The 17,879-nt window shown below is 45.2% G+C and carries 15 protein-coding genes and 1 tRNA gene; 13 read left to right on the top strand and 3 right to left on the bottom strand.

The window, feature by feature from the left end; all coding sequences use genetic code 11:
• From CGSMWGV1500E_RS02165 to CGSMWGV1500E_RS06505, 11 genes are all read left to right on the top strand, one after another.
• A partial coding sequence (locus CGSMWGV1500E_RS02165) for a 50S ribosomal protein L27 (protein WP_004128624.1) occupies positions 1–175 on the top strand: 175 nt, incomplete at its 5' end.
• A 259-nt stretch (positions 176–434) separates the two neighbouring features.
• Positions 435–2,117 (top strand): GTPase ObgE, encoded by a 1,683-nt coding sequence (obgE, locus tag CGSMWGV1500E_RS02170; RefSeq protein ID WP_004128622.1) that lies wholly within the window; start codon positions 435–437, stop codon positions 2,115–2,117.
• A gap of 20 nt (positions 2,118–2,137) precedes the next feature.
• Positions 2,138–3,283, top strand: a complete 1,146-nt coding sequence (gene proB, locus CGSMWGV1500E_RS02175) for a glutamate 5-kinase (protein ID WP_004128620.1) — start codon at positions 2,138–2,140, stop codon at positions 3,281–3,283.
• Positions 3,284–3,408: 125 nt separating this feature from the next.
• The gene (locus tag CGSMWGV1500E_RS02180) at positions 3,409–4,647 is read left to right on the top strand and encodes a pyridoxal phosphate-dependent aminotransferase (RefSeq protein WP_155114874.1); all 1,239 of its coding nucleotides are present in this window, start codon (positions 3,409–3,411) and stop codon (positions 4,645–4,647) included.
• A gap of 160 nt (positions 4,648–4,807) precedes the next feature.
• Positions 4,808–4,883 (top strand) — tRNA-Trp (locus CGSMWGV1500E_RS02185).
• 37 nt (positions 4,884–4,920) lie between these two features.
• Positions 4,921–5,148, top strand: a complete 228-nt coding sequence (gene secE / locus CGSMWGV1500E_RS02190) for a preprotein translocase subunit SecE (RefSeq protein ID WP_004128616.1) — start codon at positions 4,921–4,923, stop codon at positions 5,146–5,148.
• A 26-nt stretch (positions 5,149–5,174) separates the two neighbouring features.
• The gene (gene nusG, locus CGSMWGV1500E_RS02195) at positions 5,175–6,032 is read left to right on the top strand and encodes a transcription termination/antitermination protein NusG (protein WP_004128614.1); all 858 of its coding nucleotides are present in this window, start codon (positions 5,175–5,177) and stop codon (positions 6,030–6,032) included.
• A gap of 367 nt (positions 6,033–6,399) precedes the next feature.
• Positions 6,400–6,831 carry a 50S ribosomal protein L11 gene (gene rplK / locus CGSMWGV1500E_RS02200; protein ID WP_004118588.1) on the top strand — a complete coding sequence of 144 codons (432 nt, stop codon included), beginning with the start codon at positions 6,400–6,402 and terminating at the stop codon, positions 6,829–6,831.
• Positions 6,832–6,845: 14 nt separating this feature from the next.
• On the top strand, positions 6,846–7,541 hold the full coding sequence (gene rplA, locus CGSMWGV1500E_RS02205) for a 50S ribosomal protein L1 (RefSeq protein WP_004128613.1): 696 nt from the start codon (positions 6,846–6,848) through the stop codon (positions 7,539–7,541).
• A 674-nt stretch (positions 7,542–8,215) separates the two neighbouring features.
• Positions 8,216–8,968 (top strand): hypothetical protein, encoded by a 753-nt coding sequence (locus CGSMWGV1500E_RS02210; protein WP_004128610.1) that lies wholly within the window; start codon positions 8,216–8,218, stop codon positions 8,966–8,968.
• Between the two features lie 1,220 nt (positions 8,969–10,188).
• Entirely contained in the window at positions 10,189–10,581 is a 393-nt protein-coding gene (locus CGSMWGV1500E_RS06505; protein ID WP_230455193.1) for a hypothetical protein, read from the top strand.
• Between the two features lie 18 nt (positions 10,582–10,599).
• Here CGSMWGV1500E_RS06505 and CGSMWGV1500E_RS02220 read toward each other — a convergent pair whose 3' ends face one another.
• Entirely contained in the window at positions 10,600–11,745 is a 1,146-nt protein-coding gene (locus tag CGSMWGV1500E_RS02220) for a RelA/SpoT domain-containing protein (RefSeq protein ID WP_004128604.1), read from the bottom strand.
• A gap of 46 nt (positions 11,746–11,791) precedes the next feature.
• Between CGSMWGV1500E_RS02220 and CGSMWGV1500E_RS02225 the strand changes: the two genes are divergently transcribed.
• On the top strand, positions 11,792–12,253 hold the full coding sequence (locus CGSMWGV1500E_RS02225; RefSeq protein WP_004128600.1) for a Panacea domain-containing protein: 462 nt from the start codon (positions 11,792–11,794) through the stop codon (positions 12,251–12,253).
• 640 nt (positions 12,254–12,893) lie between these two features.
• Positions 12,894–14,039, top strand: coding sequence for a hypothetical protein (locus CGSMWGV1500E_RS02230; protein ID WP_004128597.1), 1,146 nt, complete (start codon positions 12,894–12,896; stop codon positions 14,037–14,039).
• A 410-nt stretch (positions 14,040–14,449) separates the two neighbouring features.
• Here the strand turns inward: CGSMWGV1500E_RS02230 and CGSMWGV1500E_RS02235 are convergent, their stop codons facing one another.
• Positions 14,450–15,727 (bottom strand): PucR family transcriptional regulator, encoded by a 1,278-nt coding sequence (locus CGSMWGV1500E_RS02235; RefSeq protein WP_004128594.1) that lies wholly within the window; start codon positions 15,725–15,727, stop codon positions 14,450–14,452.
• Entirely contained in the window at positions 15,690–17,858 is a 2,169-nt protein-coding gene (locus tag CGSMWGV1500E_RS02240) for a DUF6020 family protein (RefSeq protein ID WP_004128592.1), read from the bottom strand. Before CGSMWGV1500E_RS02240 ends, CGSMWGV1500E_RS02235 begins: the two co-directional genes overlap by 38 nt.
• Between the last annotated feature and the right edge of the window lie 21 nt (positions 17,859–17,879).

Genomic DNA, 17,879 nt, shown 5'->3' with positions numbered 1-17,879 from the left:
CGGCGGTGAAGCTGTTGTGGCTGGCAACATTATCGTTCGTCAGCGCGGCACTAAGTTCCACGCCGGTCAGAATGTTGCTTTGGGCAAGGATCACACGCTGTACGCTTTGACGGACGGCAATGTGAAGTTCGGCATTCGTCGCGACCGCAAGGTTGTTGACGTTGTTACCGCCTGAGTGACAGATTAGTCTTCTAGCCGCACCCAATTCGGTGCGGCTTTTTTGTTCTCGCATATTTACTAGCGTTTGTGCTCCAAACGTGGGGAAGTTGTCTCGCGTTTGGAGGGTTTTGGTTGGTGTGGCGCTCCAAACGTGGGGAATCCATCTCGCGTTTGGAGTGTTGAGGCGTGTCTGGCACTCCAAACGCCGTATAAATTTCCGTCAAATGTTTTCGTAGCTTCGAAATTAAGTGTTTAGCTTCGAGTAAGGTAGCAGTATGAGTGATTTTGTAGATCGCGTAACAGTGCACGTGAAGGGTGGCGACGGCGGCAATGGTTCCGCTGGAGTCCGTCGCGAAAAGTACAAGCCATTGGCTGGACCTAATGGCGGCAATGGTGGTGACGGCGGTTCAGTTATTTTTGTAGCAGACCGCAATGCAAACAGCTTACTCGACTATCGTTTTATGCCTCATCGCACAGCAGAGAATGGCACGATGGGCTTGGGTGATACTAAAGACGGTTCAAAAGGCGCGGATTTGGTGCTTCCTGTGCCTGTTGGAACTGTTGTTTTTACAGCGCGCGGTGCTGCAGGCTCTCAAAAGCGTCCGGGCGAAGTTTTGGCGGATTTGCGTCATGTTGGGGATAAATTCGTTGTAGCTCAAGGCGGTGCCGGCGGTCTTGGTAACGCAGCTTTGGCAAATAAAGTACGACGTGCTCCAGGTTTTGCTCTTTTGGGCGAGCCTGGCGAAGAGCGCGACGTAATTTTGGAACTCAAATCTATTGCAGACGTAGCTTTAGTCGGCTTCCCATCTGCAGGAAAATCAAGCTTAGTCGCATCAATTAGTGCAGCCAAACCAAAAATTGCAGACTATCCGTTTACTACTTTGGTGCCAAATCTTGGCGTAGTAAGTTTCGGAAACTATCGTTACACAATTGCGGACGTTCCAGGTTTAATTCCGGGAGCTTCTGAAGGCAAAGGCTTAGGTCTTGAGTTTTTGCGTCATATTGAGCGTACGGAAATTATTGCGCACGTAATTGATTGCGCAACTCTTGAGCCAAATCGCGATCCAATTAGCGACTATAACGCTCTTGAACATGAGCTTGCGCAATACGCTAACAAACTTGAACTTCCGTTGGGCGCAATCCCAATTCCGGAGCGTCCGCGCATTATTATTCTTAACAAAGTCGATGTTCCTGAAGCTAAAGAATTGGCTGATTTTGTGCGCGGCGAGTTTGAGAAAATGGGATTGACTGTATTTGAGATTTCTACAGCATCTCACGAAGGCTTGAAAGAGCTTGGTTTTGCGCTTGGTCGACTTGTTGAAAAGATGCGTGAGAAGCTCGCTGCCGAGGAAGCGGCTCGCGAAGAAGAGCGCGTTGTTATTCAGCCTCTTGAGCAGCCGGCTTCGACTTTGCGCAGACGTCGCGATGATGGTCGCGGAAACAGTTCGGACTTTGAAATTAAGCGCGAAGAAGACAGAAATGGTGATTTTTGGTTCACTGTAACCGGTACCAAGCCGGAGCGCTGGGTTGTGCAAACGAATTTTGACAACGACGAAGCCGTAGGCTACTTGGCGGATCGTTTGGCAAAGCTTGGTGTTGAGGATGAGCTTCGTAAAAAGGGCGCGCGTCCGGGAGATGAAATTCGCATTGGCACTGGCAATCACATGGTTTGCTTCGACTGGGATCCAAGCATTGCAGCCGGTGCGGAAGGATTGGACGGCGCTAACTTGGGTGCGCGCGGTAAAGATTTGCGACTTGAAGCGAACGATCCTCGCGGCGCAAGACGCACGAATGCAGAGCGTCGACGCGATTATCACAGCATGATGGACGCTAAATCTGCGGTTCGAGAAGCGATGATGGCTGAGCGAAAGTCGGGACATTGGGCGGATCCTTCTGTGGACGACGATCGTCATGACGAAAATAGCTTATTTGGGCGCGGCGAAGAGCAGGAAAACTAGCGGAATCAAGGGGGAATTTTATGAGTAATCCGGAAATTGAACTTACCGAAGACGGGGTTCGGTGTTCAATCCGCGAGGCGCGCACAATTGTTGTGAAAGTAGGCTCAAGCTCTCTTACAGACGCATCTGGGTGGCTGGATGTGCAAAAGTTGCGTGCTCTTGTTTCTGCAATTAGTCACGCGCAAATGCAAGGTGCTCGAATTGTTCTTGTGTCTTCTGGCGCAATTGCCGCGGGCTTTGGACTACTTGGTTTTGCGGAGCGTCCAAAAGATGTGCCAACTCAGCAGGCCACGGCTTCGGTTGGTCAAGGCTTGCTTATGGCACAATATGAAGCAGCATTTTCGCAATTTGGTTTCAGAGTAGGGCAGATGTTACTGACGGCAGACGTTACTATTTCGCCATCTCGCTACCGTAACGCGCAGCGCACAATGACGCGTTTGCTGGAACTTGGCGTAATCCCAATCGTAAACGAAAACGATGCGCTTTCTAGCAACGAAATTCGCTTCGGTGACAACGATAGACTTGCAGCTATTGTGGCAAATATTGTGCGTGCAGAAGCGCTTGTGCTGCTTACAGATGTGGATTCGCTTTATACTGCGCCGCCTAGCGAGCCTGGTGCAAAACGAGTGAGCTTTGTGCCGGATGTGACGCGCGCTTTAGAAGAAGTGAAGGTTGGTGCAAGTGTTTCGGGAGTAGGCACTGGGGGTATGGTGACGAAGCTGGAAGCCGCGCATGTGGCGGCAGTTTCAGGTATTCCAACCGTGCTTACTTGTGCTGGAAACGCAGGGCCGGCTCTTGCTGGAGATGTTGTTGGAACTGCGTTTGCTCCGGTTCATACGCGCGATTCTGCTAGGCGACTTTGGATTGGGTTTGCGTCACATCCTCACGGAACGCTGGTGGTTGATGAGGGTGCTGCTAAGGCTGTGCGCGGCGGACGTGCGAGCCTTCTTGCGGCTGGTATTGTGCGTGTTTGCGGAGAGTTTTCGGCAACGGATCCGGTGTGGATTGACGACGAGCAGGGAAATCACTTGGCAAAAGGTTTAGTGGCTTTTGATGCTGAGGAGATTCCGGAGATTATGGGGCGCACAAGCGACGAGCTTGAGGAGTCGCTTGGCAGGCAGTATGCGCATCCGGTGGTGCATCGCGACAATCTTGTGCTTGTGTAATTAGCTGCAGCTACATTTGCCGGGAATTTTCCGGCAAATGTGGTCAAATGCTTCCGAAACGGCAACAAACTCCGGAGATTTGCGGCAAATTTACCGTTTCGCGGCTTGCGGTTACACTAGAAACCATGGCAGAGAATATGGTAGATACTTCCGCACAAGAAGATTGGCGCGTATTAAGCAATCGCATTAACAAAGTCGCCCCAAGCGCAACGCTTGCAGTCGACGGCAAAGCAAAAGCTATGAAAGCTTCCGGCGTTGACGTAGTAAGTTTCGGCGCAGGCGAGCCAGATTTCCCTACTCCTTCCTACATTGTTGAAGCCGCAGCTGCTGCCTGCAAAGACCCTCGCAACTACCGATACACCGCTACTGCTGGTCTGCCGGAGCTTAGAGAGGCGATCGCCCGCAAAGTTAAGCGCGATTCTGGCTACGAAGTCTCCCCAAATCAAGTCGTAGTAACAAACGGCGGAAAGCAAGCCGTTTACGAAGCATGCCAAATCCTTTTAAATGATGGCGATGAAGTTATTATTCCAGCCCCATATTGGACTAGCTACCCGGAGGCCGTAAAGCTTGCAGGCGGCGTGCCTGTGCCGGTTTTGGCAGGTGCAGAACGCGGTTTTGAGCCAGATATTGATGCGCTTGAAGCAGCACGCACTCCACGCACTTGCGCAATTATTGTAACTTCGCCGTCAAATCCTACGGGCGCTATTTGGAGCGCGCAAACTATTCGCGCAATCGGCCAGTGGGCCGTAAAACACCATATTTGGGTTCTTTCCGACGAAATCTACGAGCATCTTCATTACGACGGAATTTCAACTTCTTACATTGGCGTTGAGGTTCCGGAAGTTAGAAATCAGCTGTTGATTTTAAACGGTGTTGCAAAGACTTACGCAATGCCAGGATGGCGAGTTGGTTGGATGGTTGCGCCTGAGGATGTTGCAAAAGCTGCTGTAAAGCTGCAAAGTCACATGACTTCTAACGTTTCTAATATTTCGCAACGAGCTGCAATTGCTGCAGTTGGCGGATCTTTAGACGTGGTTTCCACAATGCGAGAGTCTTTTGACGCTCGTCGCAAGGCAATTGTGGAAGCGCTGAATAATATTGACGGCGTTACCTGCCCGCTTCCTCACGGCGCTTTTTACGCTTTTGCTAACGTTGAGGCGCTTCTTGAGCGTCCTCTTGGAGAAAAAAGTGAAGTTCCGCATACTTCTTCGCGATTCGCGGAAATGTTGCTTGATGAAGCGCATGTAGCTGCCGTTCCTGGCGAGGCTTTTGGCGCTCCAGGTTATTTGCGATTTTCTTGCGCGCTCGCGGACGATCAGCTTGCAGAAGGTATGCGTCGCATGAAAAAGTGGGTTGAGGCTTAGTTTTTAGTTGGTTGAATCTCAACTTTAGTGGGTTGAGGCTTAGCTTTATACGACACTCGCTAAATGCTATTAATCGCGAAATCATGCCCATGAGATAACATAGCTATCTGGCGGTTTTGCTATGTCGCACCTTTTGGGGTATGATAAGCAAGTTCACCATAGGGATGTGGCGCAATTGGTAGCGCAACGGTCTCCAAAACCGTAGGTTGTGGGTTCGAGTCCCGCCGTCCCTGCCAGTTTTTAGTTCACAAATTCTACACGAAGGAATAAGGCATGGCACAGGCACGCAGCACTAAGAAAGCAGTAAAGCCGAACTTGTTCATGCGTATTGGCATGTTCGTCAAGCAAACTATCGACGAAACGCGCAAGGTTGTTGCTCCTCACGGCAAAGAGTTGTTCGCTTGGTCTATAGCTGTGTTCATATTCGTTGTGTTCTTAATGGCTTTCGTAACCTGCATGGATCTTGGCTTAGGCAAGTTCGTAATGTGGTTGTTCGGCTGAGTTGAAATTTTGAAGGTGTATAAAATATGACTGATGAGTTCAATCCCGAAGAAGCAGAAGCTGTAGAAGTTGCAGATGCTGTAGAAGATGTTGAAGCCGTAGATGCAGCTCCAGTTAACGATGCTTCTGATGCTGCTGCTGATTCTTCTGACGATGCCGCCGCTGAAGCTGCTGTTGCGTCTCTTGACGCAGATAACGCGGAAGCTGAAACTGGCGCAACTGATGCCGAATCAACTGATTCTGAATCTACTGAAGACGACCCAACTGATGCCGGCGCAATTGCTGTAGCTGAGTTTTCTAAGAAGCTGCGCACTTTGGAAGGCAAGTGGTATGTGCTTCACACCTACTCTGGCTATGAGAAGCGTGTAAAGACTAACGTTGAATCTCGTGTGCAGAACTTTGGTTTGGAAGATAAGATTTTCCAGATTGAAGTTCCAATGGAAGAAGTTGAGAAGCATACGGAAAAGGGTAAGAAAGTTATTACCCGCGTGCGTGTGCCAGGTTATGTGCTCATTCGCATGTGGCCGGATGAAAACGCTCGTCGCATTGTGCGCGAAACTGAGGGCGTGACTGGTTTCGTTGGACCTTCTAGAGAGCCAGCTCCATTGAGCCGCAAGGAAGTTGTGGCAATGATGGCTCCTATGATTGCTTCCGAAGCTTTGAAGAACGCTGGAGATAAGCCTGCAGCTGCACGTAAGCGCAAGGTTGAAGTTGCTTACAAGGTTGGCGATCAGGTTACTGTTACAGACGGTCCATTCTCTACTATGGCTGCTGTGGTTTCGGACGTGGAGCCTACAACTCAGAAGCTTACAGTGTTGGTTTCCATCTTTGGTCGTGAAACTCCTGTGGAGCTTGGTTTCAACCAGGTTGAGCCGATTGTTTGAGCTGAAATCCTGAGCCGAAATCTTAAGCAGAAATCTTAAGTTTTTATAACTTTTACAAACCGGGGCGCGTTAATTTGCGCTCCGGTTTTGTTTATTTACCGAGCCATGGCATATTTTGTGAATATTTATAGGTAGCCTCATATTAAGCATGTATGTGAAAATATGTTGCTGCTAAATGTTAAGAATTGCAGCTGTCGTAATGCAGCGTGTCGCGAAGATGTGGCATAATAGGAAGGCTTGTGACTGGAGGAGTAATCCGCTAGCACAGCACAGCAATACAAGATGCGGGAGGAAGCTGCAAAACGGCTTTATATCAGCGTTTGTAGCAACCGTTTGAACCGCTTGTACAAGAAAGAAGAACCATATTATGGCTCCGAAAAAGAAAGTCTCCGCGCTTATTAAGCTCGAGATTCAGGCTGGTAAAGCAAATCCAGCCCCACCACTGGGTCCAGCATTAGGCTCCCACGGCGTGAACATCATGGACTTCTGCAAGGCCTATAACGACCAGACGAAGGACAAGATGGGTCAGATCGTCCCAGTAGAGATCACCGTTTACGAAGATCGTTCCTTCACCTTCATTTTGAAGACCCCACCAGCCGCTGCTTTGTTGCTTAAGGCTGCTGGCATTCAGAAGGGCACCGAGAATCCATTGACTCACAAGGTTGGTTCTGTGACCAAGGCTCAGGTGCGCGAAATCGCCGAAATTAAGATGCCTGACCTCTCCGCACGTGACGTCGAGGCCGGTATGAAGATCATCGCGGGCACCGCTCGCTCGATGGGTATTACCGTTACCGACTGAAAGGGAGTGTAGAAATGGCTAAGCGTTCTAAGAAGTATCGTGAAGCGGCTGAGAAGATCGACCGCAATAACCTGTACACCCCAGCTGAAGCTATTGCTTTGTTGCAGAGCATGCCAAAGCACGCTTTCGACGAGTCCGTTGAGGCTGTTATGCGCCTTAATGTAGATCCTCGCAAGGCTGATCAGTTGGTTCGTGGCGTTGTGAACTTGCCAAACGGCACCGGTAAAACCGCTAAGGTTTTGGTGTTTGCTCGTGGCCCAAAGGCTACTGAGGCTCAGGAAGCTGGCGCCGACATCGTTGGTGATGACGAATTGATCGAAAAGGTTGCCGGCGGCTTCCTTGACTTCGATGCAGTCGTTGCAACCCCAGACATGATGGGTAAGGTTGGCCGCTTGGGTCGTGTTCTCGGTCCTCGTAGCTTGATGCCAAATCCAAAGACTGGCACCGTGACCATGGATGTTGCCAAGGCTGTTGCAGACATTAAGGGCGGTAAGATTGAGTTCCGCGTGGATCGCCAGGGCAACCTGTCCTTCCTCTTCGGCAAGCTCTCCTTCGATGCCAAGGCTCTTGAAGAAAACTTCAAGGCTGTTGCAGACGAAGTCCGCCGTTTGAAGCCAACCACCATTAAGGGTCGTTACATTACTAAGGTAACTGTGACTTCCACAATGGCTCCTGGTGTTCCAGTGGATATTGCAAGCATCGCTGCCTGATTTTATTGCTTAAGTTATTGCCTTCGTAATTTTGCGCGCAATATAATTAAGCGCTAAGGCTTAAACGCTGAGAATGTGCTCTTTTTGAGTTACGTTTTCAGCGTTTTTTGTTACTTGCGTCGCTGCGTTTCTGCGTTAGTAACGAATAATTGCGATTTAGTGTTGATAGTGCAGTACGCAGACTGCGTTAATAGCGAATAAATGCGATTTATCGTTACTGGCGCAGTACGAAGACTGCATTAGTAACGAATAGGTGACGATGTGGTTCGCGGCGCGTGTGGTCTCCGCGTGTAGCGCACGGCGTGTCGCGCTGTGAGTGGCGGTTTTTCAAGGGTTTGAGGGCGACTCGGGGGAGCGGCGGCGAGTTTCCTGAGAGTTTTCTGAGAAAAATCTTTGAAAATCGTGAAATAGTATTTTTTACGATTAAACAGTGTTGTTTAGCGTATTTTTTATGGTTTTACGTGCTTTTACTGGAATATTTTTGTAATTTTGTTGATGGTTTCTGTGTTGGATGTTTGTTTTTGCTCTTGACTTTTTCGAACGGGGGGGGGGTATGTTAATAACAGCTTTCAGCTAGATGCTCTATCTGAAAGTTATCCACAAGATATTGATTTTGTGGGTTTATGTTTTTCACTGCGTTTTAAGCGTGGTGGAGAAGAAGAAAGGAAAATATTATGTTTAACAAGAAGGCTATCGCCGCACTTGCTGCTGGCGCCACCCTCGTTTCTGGCTTGGCTTTCGCCGCCCCAGCTTTCGCTGCAGGTTTTTCTGGCTATGGTAGCGGCACTAATGGTGACGTTACTAAGCACGGCACTACTGAACAGCTCGGTGATACTACTCAGACTGATTCTCCAGCCGTTCCTAAGAAGGCTAGCGACATGCGTTTTGGTGAAGCTTCCAAGTTCGATGAAAAGGGCATTAAGGCTACAGATTATCCAGCATATGAGAACCCAGTTTACAACGAGGGTTACAATCCTGAGTATTCCAAGCATGCTGGTGCTGTAGAAGCTAAGAACAATGAGCTTGTTCGCTTGTACAACAAGAAGATTGAAAAGATTTACGCATGCGGCACTGCAGATGCGCTTGTCGAGCCTAAGGCTAAGTGCGTTGCTGAGATGGAGAAGGAGAAGGAGAACTTCGTTAACAACCGTCTCCCAAGCCTTTCTACTGAGGATGTTTACGGCCCACGCGATTCCAAGAACCGCACCGTAATGAAGTCTCATCGTCCAATCGATGGAGATAAGGCTCCAGCTAAGGCTGCCGCTCCAGCTGCTGCCGCTGCTCCAGCTAAGGCTGCTGCTAAGGCTGAAGCTAAGAAGTGCGCTTCTGCTCCATTGGCTAAGACCGGTGCTGCTGTAGCTTTGGCTGCTGTTGCTGCTTCCGTGCTTGCTGGCATGGGTGCTGCTCTTCGCAAGATCCGTCACTAAGCTGTTAGCACATTAAGTGTGTTGATTGTTTAATGATTTGTTTGTGAGCGCACTGTATGTGAGTATGGTGCGCTCACTTGTTAAATCTTTCACTCAACGTGCTGCGAATGCTGTTTAGTGTTTTGCAGCGGGTTTGCTTTCGGGCTTTTGCATGATTCTACTGTTTTGCCAAATCTCTTTCTTCACGGTAGTGTTGTGCGCTGGTTTTCGATGGTGTGACTGTTGAGTGTTTGGCTGGCTTGTTTGTTAGGGAAACGAGTCGGTTTTGTTAAAGGGCTTGGGTTTGGTGCTACTAGGGGCATCAGACTCCAGGCCCTTTCTTTTTATGCGTAAAGAGATTGTACAGAATGTACAGTAAGCATAGTAATTTTTTAAATACGATTTGAAAACGAAAGTTTTGCGGGCGATGCATTTATGCGTCGCCCGATTTTTTTGATTACTCCTGAATTGGTTAGTGGTATTTTTGCAGGGGGTGCGTTAATATTTGCTGGACTACAAGTCGGAGTCGATTGATAAAGAAAAAATTTTGTGTCTTATAAGTCAAATGAAGAAAAAGGTTAAATATTATTTTGAAATAGAAGATATACAATTTGTGAGAATTAATAACAAAGTTTCCATTAATGAATAAATCAATTATGACAAAGTTAATTGCGTTGTCATTGTAGTACGCAGATATTGCACTTACTAAAAGCGGGTTTGAAATGCTTAATTTAAAAGATAAATTATATTCCTTTTTTAACAGTCGTAGGAATTGTATACTAGTGGCACGCATGCTTTTAATAGTATTATCTGTGCTTTTACTGTATTTTACCATAGCCATAATTTTTTACGGTAATATTGAATACTCAAAGCGAATATATTCTATTGTTAATGCTTGTGTAGTGTACTTAATACTATTTTTATTGTTCCTTATTTATTTAAAGTTTAAGAACAATGAAATTCTATTTTTAATACCTTTTATTCAGTTGTATTTATCCTTTTGCATTTCGGCATATATTTATTATGATACAACTAAAGGTTTGCCAGAATGTTATAAATCGCTAGCAATGTTCATTCTATGGTTTATACCGTTCTGCTTTTTAGTGCGCAGAAGCGTTAAAGCTTTCTTGAAAAGTTCAAAGTTCTTGATTTCTGTTTCGTCAGTATTGTTTACACTTTTAGGGTTTTTAAATGAGTCTAATTGGACAATAGTTGCTTTGATAATAACGTGCATTGTATTTTTGCTTAAATTGGAAAATTTACAGATTCTATGTAAAGGGATATTTGATATAAAAATAGAAGATTCAGATAGTAATAAATATAAATTAATTATTATCAATATTATGACAGTAGTTTTTGAAGCAATGTTGTATTTATCTCTGAAACTTTCTGAGTATTTATCAGAATTATTAAATTGGCTTTACGATTGCGTTAGTGTTAGTGGTGGTACGAGATTGTTAAATAATGAAATTATTACAGAACATATGTGGTTAGGATTTTACAGGTTTATTATTTTAGCTATTATTTTCATTATTGTATGTAATCTTTTTGAAAGTAAGCAGAATGCCATCTCAACATGCATAAAAAATATATTCGACTGCGAAGATAACGCACAGATTAAGAAGAATTCATGATTATTGCTCTAAGGCTTATTAATTAATTACTTCTTCTACTTTTTCAATGAATTTTTCTATGTTATATAAGTAATTAGGGTAAGTATCGTTTAGCTGTTTTTCGTTTTGTGCATAAATAAGTACGCTGTTAAAGTCAGTTATATCTGATGTTTGAGCACCTGACTTATTAACTGTTAAGTTTTTATTTACGCTACTGTTGTCGATTTCTGCATGCTGAATTTTGTTATCTTCACCGTTTATGATGCTATTTTCTTTGCTGTTATAGTTTGTTATAGCTTTTTCTACGCAATCCATAGTGTATGAATGTATGGTTAATTCTTGCGTTTCTCGCGATAACTCCAGTAGGTAAAGCCCTTCGCCGCCTTGTGTACTATTTTTTTGCATGTTAATAGTTACGCTGTTTCGTGCAGCTTCAAGATCTTCAATAATTCCTTTAAAATCATTGTTTGTTCGCATTGAATTTGCGAGTTTTTTCTTATACTCACTGCAAGTGTCATCGTTGCTTTCGTTGTAAGCAAATAACTTAGAGATTACTTTGAAGAATTGTACGCAAGATTGTATTCGAGTATTACCTTTACTTACCAAAGTAGGATCTTTGTATTCTACGTTATCTATCTCACTCATAGCTTCTACTGCTGTTGACCAATAGTGTTGAAGCTTGGTTCGTATTTGTAGTTCAATCCTATATTGTCTATCTATTTTTTCTTGGTTTAATGTTTGTTTTACGATTACGTGCAGTGACCTGTATCCGGACTCTTCTGGATTTTTTATATAGTCTTTCGTTTTCTTAATATCGATTCCCCCAGCTTCTTTAAGATTAAGAATTTCATCATAAACTTCGTAAACTTCACTCACAGAATTTACAATCGCCCTACACCCTGCAATGTCATCTATTGCACCAAGCTCAAAATTTCCATTGCTGCGGTATAACTTTTTAAGTATTGATTCTTTGCGTTTAAGACGATACGTAGCCATTGCGTCTGGATACTTATTTATGATTCCAACAAGTTTTTTGAAAAAGATTTGTGCTGGTTCTTCATGCTGATGGCGCCATGCGTTGAGGATGGATATCTGTTTGCCATACTCTTCTGAGTTTTGCTGATCTCTCAATTCCTTAAGTATTTCGCCAGCTGCATTAGCTTGCTTTCGGCTAATTATCGTCATACGAATATAATATATAACTTGTATGTTTTATAAAAGGGAGGTGCGTATGACAACAATCTTTAATGTGGCATCGTACATCCTTGATATTACTGGAACTATTACCACTATGAAGCTGCAGAAGCTAGCTTACTATTCGCAAGCGTATTCTTTGGCGATTAAAGGATGTCCGTTATTTAACGAGGATTTTCAGGCATGGAGGAATGGTCCTGTTTGCCCGGAATTATTTGCATTGCATCGTGGTAAGTTTTTGATTCGTAAAGGTGAGCTTGTACTTCCAAATACTGAGAAACTTCAGGATAATTCTTTAACGGATGACCAAAAGATTCTTGTGGAAAAGGTATGCGAAAAGTTTGCTGGATATTCTGGTAGTGATTTGAGCGCTATGACGCATAGTGAAGATCCATGGAAGAATGCTTATGATGGTGCTAATGGTTCGGCAATATGCGTTCAAAAAATTACTAAAGATTCTTTGAAAGATTACTATTCAACTCATAATTTTTTGCGGTAAGCGCTGTGTATTAGGAGATGTGCAGTAAGAGCTGTGTAGTAAGCGCTGCATTTTCTATATGTAACACGCTTCTACTTATGCTGTATCTAATCAACCTAAACTGCTCAGCTGTGAGTAGTTTAGGTTGCTTTTTTGTAAGATTTCGACCAAAACGACTCAGTGGTGAGTAGTTTAGGTCGCTTTTGCGGAAGATTCCGACCTAAACAGCGCAGGCTTGAGTAGTTTTGGTCGTGAGTGAAGGCGGGTCTCCGCGTGTAGCGCACGGCGTGTCGTTTAGAAATGGCGGTTTTTCAAGGGTTTGCGGGTGGCGTTGGGTGGCGGCCGCGAGTTTCCTGAGAGTTTTCTGAGAAAAATCTTTGAAAATCGTGAAATAGTATTTTTTACGATTAAACAGTGCTGTTTAGCGTATTTTTTGTGGTTTTACGAGCTTTTACTGGAATATTTTCGTAGTTTTGTTGATGTTTTCTGTGTTGGATGCGTATTTTTGCTCTTGACTTTTTCGAACGGGGGGGGGGTATGTTAATAACAGCTTTCAGCTAGATGCTCTATCTGAAAGTTATCCACAAGAGATTGATTTTGTGGGTTTATGTTTTTTCACCATGTGTTTCAAGCGTGGTGGAGAAGAAGAAAGGAAAATATTATGTTTAACAAGAAGGCTATCGCCGCACTCGCTGCTGGCGCCACCCTCGTTTCCGGCTTGGCATTCGCCGCCCCAGCAATGGCTGACAATTTGGATGATATGCTCACTCCTAATGCTAATGCTGCTAAGGTTGAGCAGGCTAAGGAAGCTCTCAAGGCTGATCAGAAGACTCTGACTGAGAAGAAGGAAGCTCTCGAGAAGGCTGAGAAGGAATTAAAGACTGCTCAGGCTGATGAGCAGGCTAAGAAGGTTGCTTTTGATAACGCTGATGAGGCTGGTAAGGCTGCTGCTAAGGCTGCTTACGAGGCTGCTCAGGGTGTAACTAAGACAAAGCAGACTGCTGTTGAAGAAGCTAAGAAGGCTGTCACCAATGCTCAGAATAAGGTTGATTCTGATAATGAAGTGATTAATGCTGGTAAGCCATCTAGCACCACCCCAACCACTCCAACCACCCCAAAGAATGATAAGAAGATTGATCTTATTAATCTTTTGAATGGTGGCGATGAACCATCTGGCGCTACCATGGTTTCCCCACTTGGTACCAGCACTCTTTACACCAACTACAAGGGTTTGACCGCTGAACTTATCAAGAAGGGTATCACCAACGTTGCTGCTTACGATGCTCTTCTCGACAAGCTCGAGTTCGGTTTGAAGCAGTCAGGTTGGGCTAACATCATTAAGAACTTCGGTGGCGACAACTGCGCTTACTTGGGTAAGCTTCGTCGTCAGCTCCAGAAGGCTGTAAAGCACTACGGCCACGTTGAGGCTGCTGTGAAGGATATTATTGCAGAGCTTAACGAGGATTACAAGGATGCTAAGGCTAACGAGGATTGGGATGCAGCTAAGGTAATCAAGGGCAAGCTTGCTCAGGCTAAGGGCTTGCTTGAGGTTGCTCATCACAACCGTACTCGCGCTGAAGCTATCTTGGATTCCGCTAATGATCACGCTCGTGATTTGAGCTGCGATACTGGCGCTAAGGATATCTTGAAGGCTCTTAAGGGCGACAAGGCTGATAAGAAGTCTGATAAGAAGGCCGATAAGAAGTCTGCTCCATTGGCTAAGACCGGTGCTGCTGTAGCTTTGGCTGCTGTTGCTGCTTCCGTGCTTGCTGGCATGGGTGCTGCTCTTCGCAAGATCCGTCACTAAGCTGTTAGCACATTAAGTGTGTTGATTGTTTAATGATTTGTTTGTGAGCGCACTGTATGTGAGTATGGTGCGCTCACTTGTTAAATCTTTCACTCAACGTGCTGCAAGGGCTTTATGTTTTTGCGGCGGGTTTGCTTTCGGGCTTTTGCATGATTCTACTGTTTTGCCAAATCTCTTTCTTCACGGTAGTGTTGTGCGCTGGTTTTCGGGGGCGTGACTGTTGAGTGTTTGGCTGGCTTGTTTGTTAGGGAAACGAGTCGGTTTTGTTAAAGGGCTTGGGTTTGGTGCTACTAGGGGCATCAGGCTCCAAGCCCTTTCTTTATGTTTTATTTTCGCGCGACTTTATTTTTTGCATGCTTTGTTTCTGCGCGCCTTTGTTTTTGCGCGCTTTTATTGTCGTGCACTTCGTTTTAGTGCGAATCGCGAATACGACCAATTGTTATTGCCGTTTGCAGAACGTAAGCTGCGCGCGGATCCGTAGCATCCCAACCTGTAGTTTGCGCAACCTTACGCAAACGATATCTCACGGTATTTGGATGCACATTCAGCTCGTGCGCAGTCTGATCTAACGCGCCGCCAAAACGCAAGAACATATCAATCGTTTCAAGAGTTGGATCATCACTACTGTATGGTGCTAAACTTTGATACACCTTGTTATACAAAGTATTAAAAGCAGTGGAATCGCCAATAAGCGCGCGTTCTGGAAGCACGTCATCAGTATGAATAACCTGTGGCAAATGTTTAATCGCCGGTGCAACAGCAATCGACGCAAGTATTGCGGTAAGTTCGGAAGAAATCTCACTAACTCCTTCAACTAAACTACTTACGCAAATAGGCTTTTTAGAAGGAACAAACACGCTGCAAATCTTCTCTAAAGCTTGTTCGCTAGGTTCTTCACGAACGGCAAGCAGAATAATATGCGAAGGCGTAGCAAAGGCAGCGGAATCGTTAATATTTTTAGCAAAAGACTTAGTTGCCTGCCATGCTTTAGAAATGCGTTGCAATGCGCTACTTTGCACGCGCTCAACAATAGCGTCGTAGGCGTTGCAGCTTCCGAGTTGCGGCCAAATATTGCGACGTAAAGCATCCGTATTGTCGGCAGGAGCTACAGGAGCTGGTTTTCGATTTGGGCCGTCATCCGGAGTGATTTCCTTGCCAAAAGTTCCTGCAATAATAACTATTTTTGGAGAGTCGGGCCACTGAAGCAAATGCATAAAAGCGTTAATTCTAGAATCGCAAATGCCGTTCATTAAGCAAGTTGCAATTAAAGTGTGCAGACGAAGGCGCATAGCTGAGTCGAAAATTTGGCCGTCGCGAGTGTCAAAAATGCCAAAGTCGGTGGATTTAGGAGCGCTAGGTAGGGGAGTAAAATGCGGGGCGGAGTTTGCGGAAGATTGAGTATCTTTGACTTTAGCGTCTTTGCTTTTATTATCTTTGTTCTGATTTGCAGAAAGCCTATGCCACAAGTGGTGACGATGCTTTTCTTCATTAGATTTGGTTTCTGCAATAGCATTTTCAGTCTGATTTGTTTCAGGGTTATTTGTTTCAGGCTGGCTAGTTTTAGGTTGATTAGTTTCGTAAGATTGCACGCTGGCTAGAAGCGAGAGAAAATCAAGATCTTCAGAAGGTACGAGTGAAGCGCGCTCGCTGCTATTTTGCGCAAACTGCTGTGTATGCTTCTCTTCCATCTTGTGCCTTTAACTCTAAACATTCTTTACCATTATAGCGCGTGCGAGTAGAAGTATCTCTCCAAAAAGTAAGAGCAACAAAGCAGAAAGCAAAAGCAATAGGCAGCATGTGACGCTCAAAATTATTCGCAGGTGCCAAAATCATTACTCCAATAAGCAAAGCCAAAGGCATATGCCACAAAACCGTGCGCCAGCGGCGAAGAATAATTTCCGCAACCCCAATCAGCAGCGTTGCAATAACAAAAGTATTTCCGTGAATAGGCCAGCCGATAACTGGAATATCGCTCCAAGTGCTTATGGAATCTGCAAAGTCTGTGCGGAACTGAGGATTCCAGTAGCGAATCCAATCGGAATTGCGAATATTATCCGTGTCAATATAGTATTCTGGACCAACGTATGGGCGGTCAAAAATATCGAAATAGCCGTAAGATTTCGCAAGAAAAGCATCCGTTGCAACAAGCGGACTATGCGTTACCATTTGCCACCATGCAATATTTAATTTGCTAATATTTTCGCGACTAACGTAGCGCCAGCGGTAACTTACTTTCTTTGACTGCAATCCGGAAGATTTCACAGGATCGGCATCGTAAGGCTTGTATGCTTCGGCGGTTTGATCGAGATTAAAAATAGGTGCAATAATACGTTTTGCGCTTTTAGGAATGCTGTGTGGGTCGAGTTTTGCAATGCGCGCGATTTGCTGCAATTGCACGCCGCGGCTTTCAATAGGGTCGCCATTAATAATTGCGCCACTAGAAATAAGAAGCAGCAGAGCGCCGTGAATAATAATCGTTGGAAGCAGAATAGTGCAGAGCCACAGACGCCAGCGTTTGCGCATGAATATAAACAGAAGCACGCATTGTATAAGTAGAATATACCATGCATATTTTGCGGCAATAAGCATAACGCATACAGAAATAAGAAGCTCTAAAACGGTGTGCCAGTTGGTTTTTGTGCAGTTTTGCTTAGTTTTGCTGGAGGTTGAATATGTGTTGCTTGTGTTTGAATATGCGTTGCTGAGTTCATAATTTATGCCGAACCACCACAGGAACGCGAAGGCGAAAAGTGGCGATTTTGTGAGCGCAATTGTGGAGCACACAACAAGCGGGCTTAGCAAGAACATTAGCAAGACGGCAAATCTTGCGAACATTGGGGTTTGCTGCGTTTGCTGGGTTCGCTGGAATTGTTGCGTTTGCGGCGATTGCGCAATTTTTAACCAAGGTCTATTTAAGAAGCGATTTGCGCTCGCGGCAACGCACCAAGCGGCAAATACAAACTGTATAAAAGCTAAAAGTATAATTCCAGCATCGTTAGAATCGGTGAAATATCGAGAAACTGCGGTTGTAGCACCGTAAATAACGGTTAGCACAATGTTGTGCTGATCGGTTAAATAGGTTGGCTTCGAAGGCCAAAGGTAGTGAGCTGTGGGGTAAATGTCCATTGGGACGAAGCTAAAGAAGCCAATATAGGGCTGCTTTAAGCCTGTAACCTGATTCCAAGCCCAACTGTACTCGCGAATTTGCGAGCAGATATCGGCGCCGTACGCAGCAAGCAAAGTGACCGGAGCCCAAATCCAGCCTAGGAAGAAAGTGAGGAAAAGATTGCGGCGGTTTCGTGTGGAATGCTTAATAAACCAGAGCGCGGCGTTATAAAAACGCTTCGAAATGTTGCGAATTAAGCGGCAGATTGCGGATGTGTGGTGCTTTTTGATTTTGCGAGTAGCTGTGTTTTCGCTTTTGATTTCGTTTGTTTTCTTGTCAGCTTTTTCGACAGTTTTATCTGTTTTCTCCGTGTTAGTCTTGTGCTTTTTTCTAAAAATCGACTTAATCCACGCCCCAAAACGGCTATATTGCTTAGGGAAAGACGCATGTTTGCCGTAATAAATAATCGTCCACAAAATAGTCGCGTATACTGCGAAAGCGGCAATAAAAATCAGCGCATTAATCCAAGAAAAATCAGTAATCGAACCTAAATGAACCTTAATGTCTTGGTCGCGAAAGATTGGGCCGAGGCTTGTGCAAAGTGCAAGAATAAAGCAAAGTATTGTGGAAAGTACGTAACAAAATATGCGAGATGCGAGCTCTATTCTTGCGCGCATCTGCTCAGATTGCATTTTGCAACGTATTTGCTTCATCTGTTACACCTGCTAATTTTT

Source organism: Gardnerella vaginalis 1500E (assembly GCF_000263595.1).
Lineage (GTDB): Bacteria > Actinomycetota > Actinomycetes > Actinomycetales > Bifidobacteriaceae > Bifidobacterium > Bifidobacterium vaginale_E.
The sequence above is the reverse complement of the archived record's forward strand: the minus strand, read 5'-3'. Positions and strand labels throughout refer to the sequence as shown.

Excerpts from the sequence above, each read along its gene's own strand:
- obgE (WP_004128622.1), top strand. The coding sequence starts at position 435 with ATGAGTGATTTTGTAGATCGCGTAACAGTGCACGTGAAGGGTGGCGAC.
- proB (WP_004128620.1), top strand. The coding sequence starts at position 2,138 with ATGAGTAATCCGGAAATTGAACTTACCGAAGACGGGGTTCGGTGTTCA.
- CGSMWGV1500E_RS02180 (WP_155114874.1), top strand. The coding sequence starts at position 3,409 with ATGGCAGAGAATATGGTAGATACTTCCGCACAAGAAGATTGGCGCGTA.
- secE (WP_004128616.1), top strand. The coding sequence starts at position 4,921 with ATGGCACAGGCACGCAGCACTAAGAAAGCAGTAAAGCCGAACTTGTTC.
- nusG (WP_004128614.1), top strand. The coding sequence starts at position 5,175 with ATGACTGATGAGTTCAATCCCGAAGAAGCAGAAGCTGTAGAAGTTGCA.
- rplK (WP_004118588.1), top strand. The coding sequence starts at position 6,400 with ATGGCTCCGAAAAAGAAAGTCTCCGCGCTTATTAAGCTCGAGATTCAG.
- rplA (WP_004128613.1), top strand. The coding sequence starts at position 6,846 with ATGGCTAAGCGTTCTAAGAAGTATCGTGAAGCGGCTGAGAAGATCGAC.
- CGSMWGV1500E_RS02210 (WP_004128610.1), top strand. The coding sequence starts at position 8,216 with ATGTTTAACAAGAAGGCTATCGCCGCACTTGCTGCTGGCGCCACCCTC.
- CGSMWGV1500E_RS02220 (WP_004128604.1), bottom strand. The coding sequence starts at position 11,745 with ATGACGATAATTAGCCGAAAGCAAGCTAATGCAGCTGGCGAAATACTT.
- CGSMWGV1500E_RS02225 (WP_004128600.1), top strand. The coding sequence starts at position 11,792 with ATGACAACAATCTTTAATGTGGCATCGTACATCCTTGATATTACTGGA.
- CGSMWGV1500E_RS02230 (WP_004128597.1), top strand. The coding sequence starts at position 12,894 with ATGTTTAACAAGAAGGCTATCGCCGCACTCGCTGCTGGCGCCACCCTC.
- CGSMWGV1500E_RS02235 (WP_004128594.1), bottom strand. The coding sequence starts at position 15,727 with ATGGAAGAGAAGCATACACAGCAGTTTGCGCAAAATAGCAGCGAGCGC.
- CGSMWGV1500E_RS02240 (WP_004128592.1), bottom strand. The coding sequence starts at position 17,858 with ATGAAGCAAATACGTTGCAAAATGCAATCTGAGCAGATGCGCGCAAGA.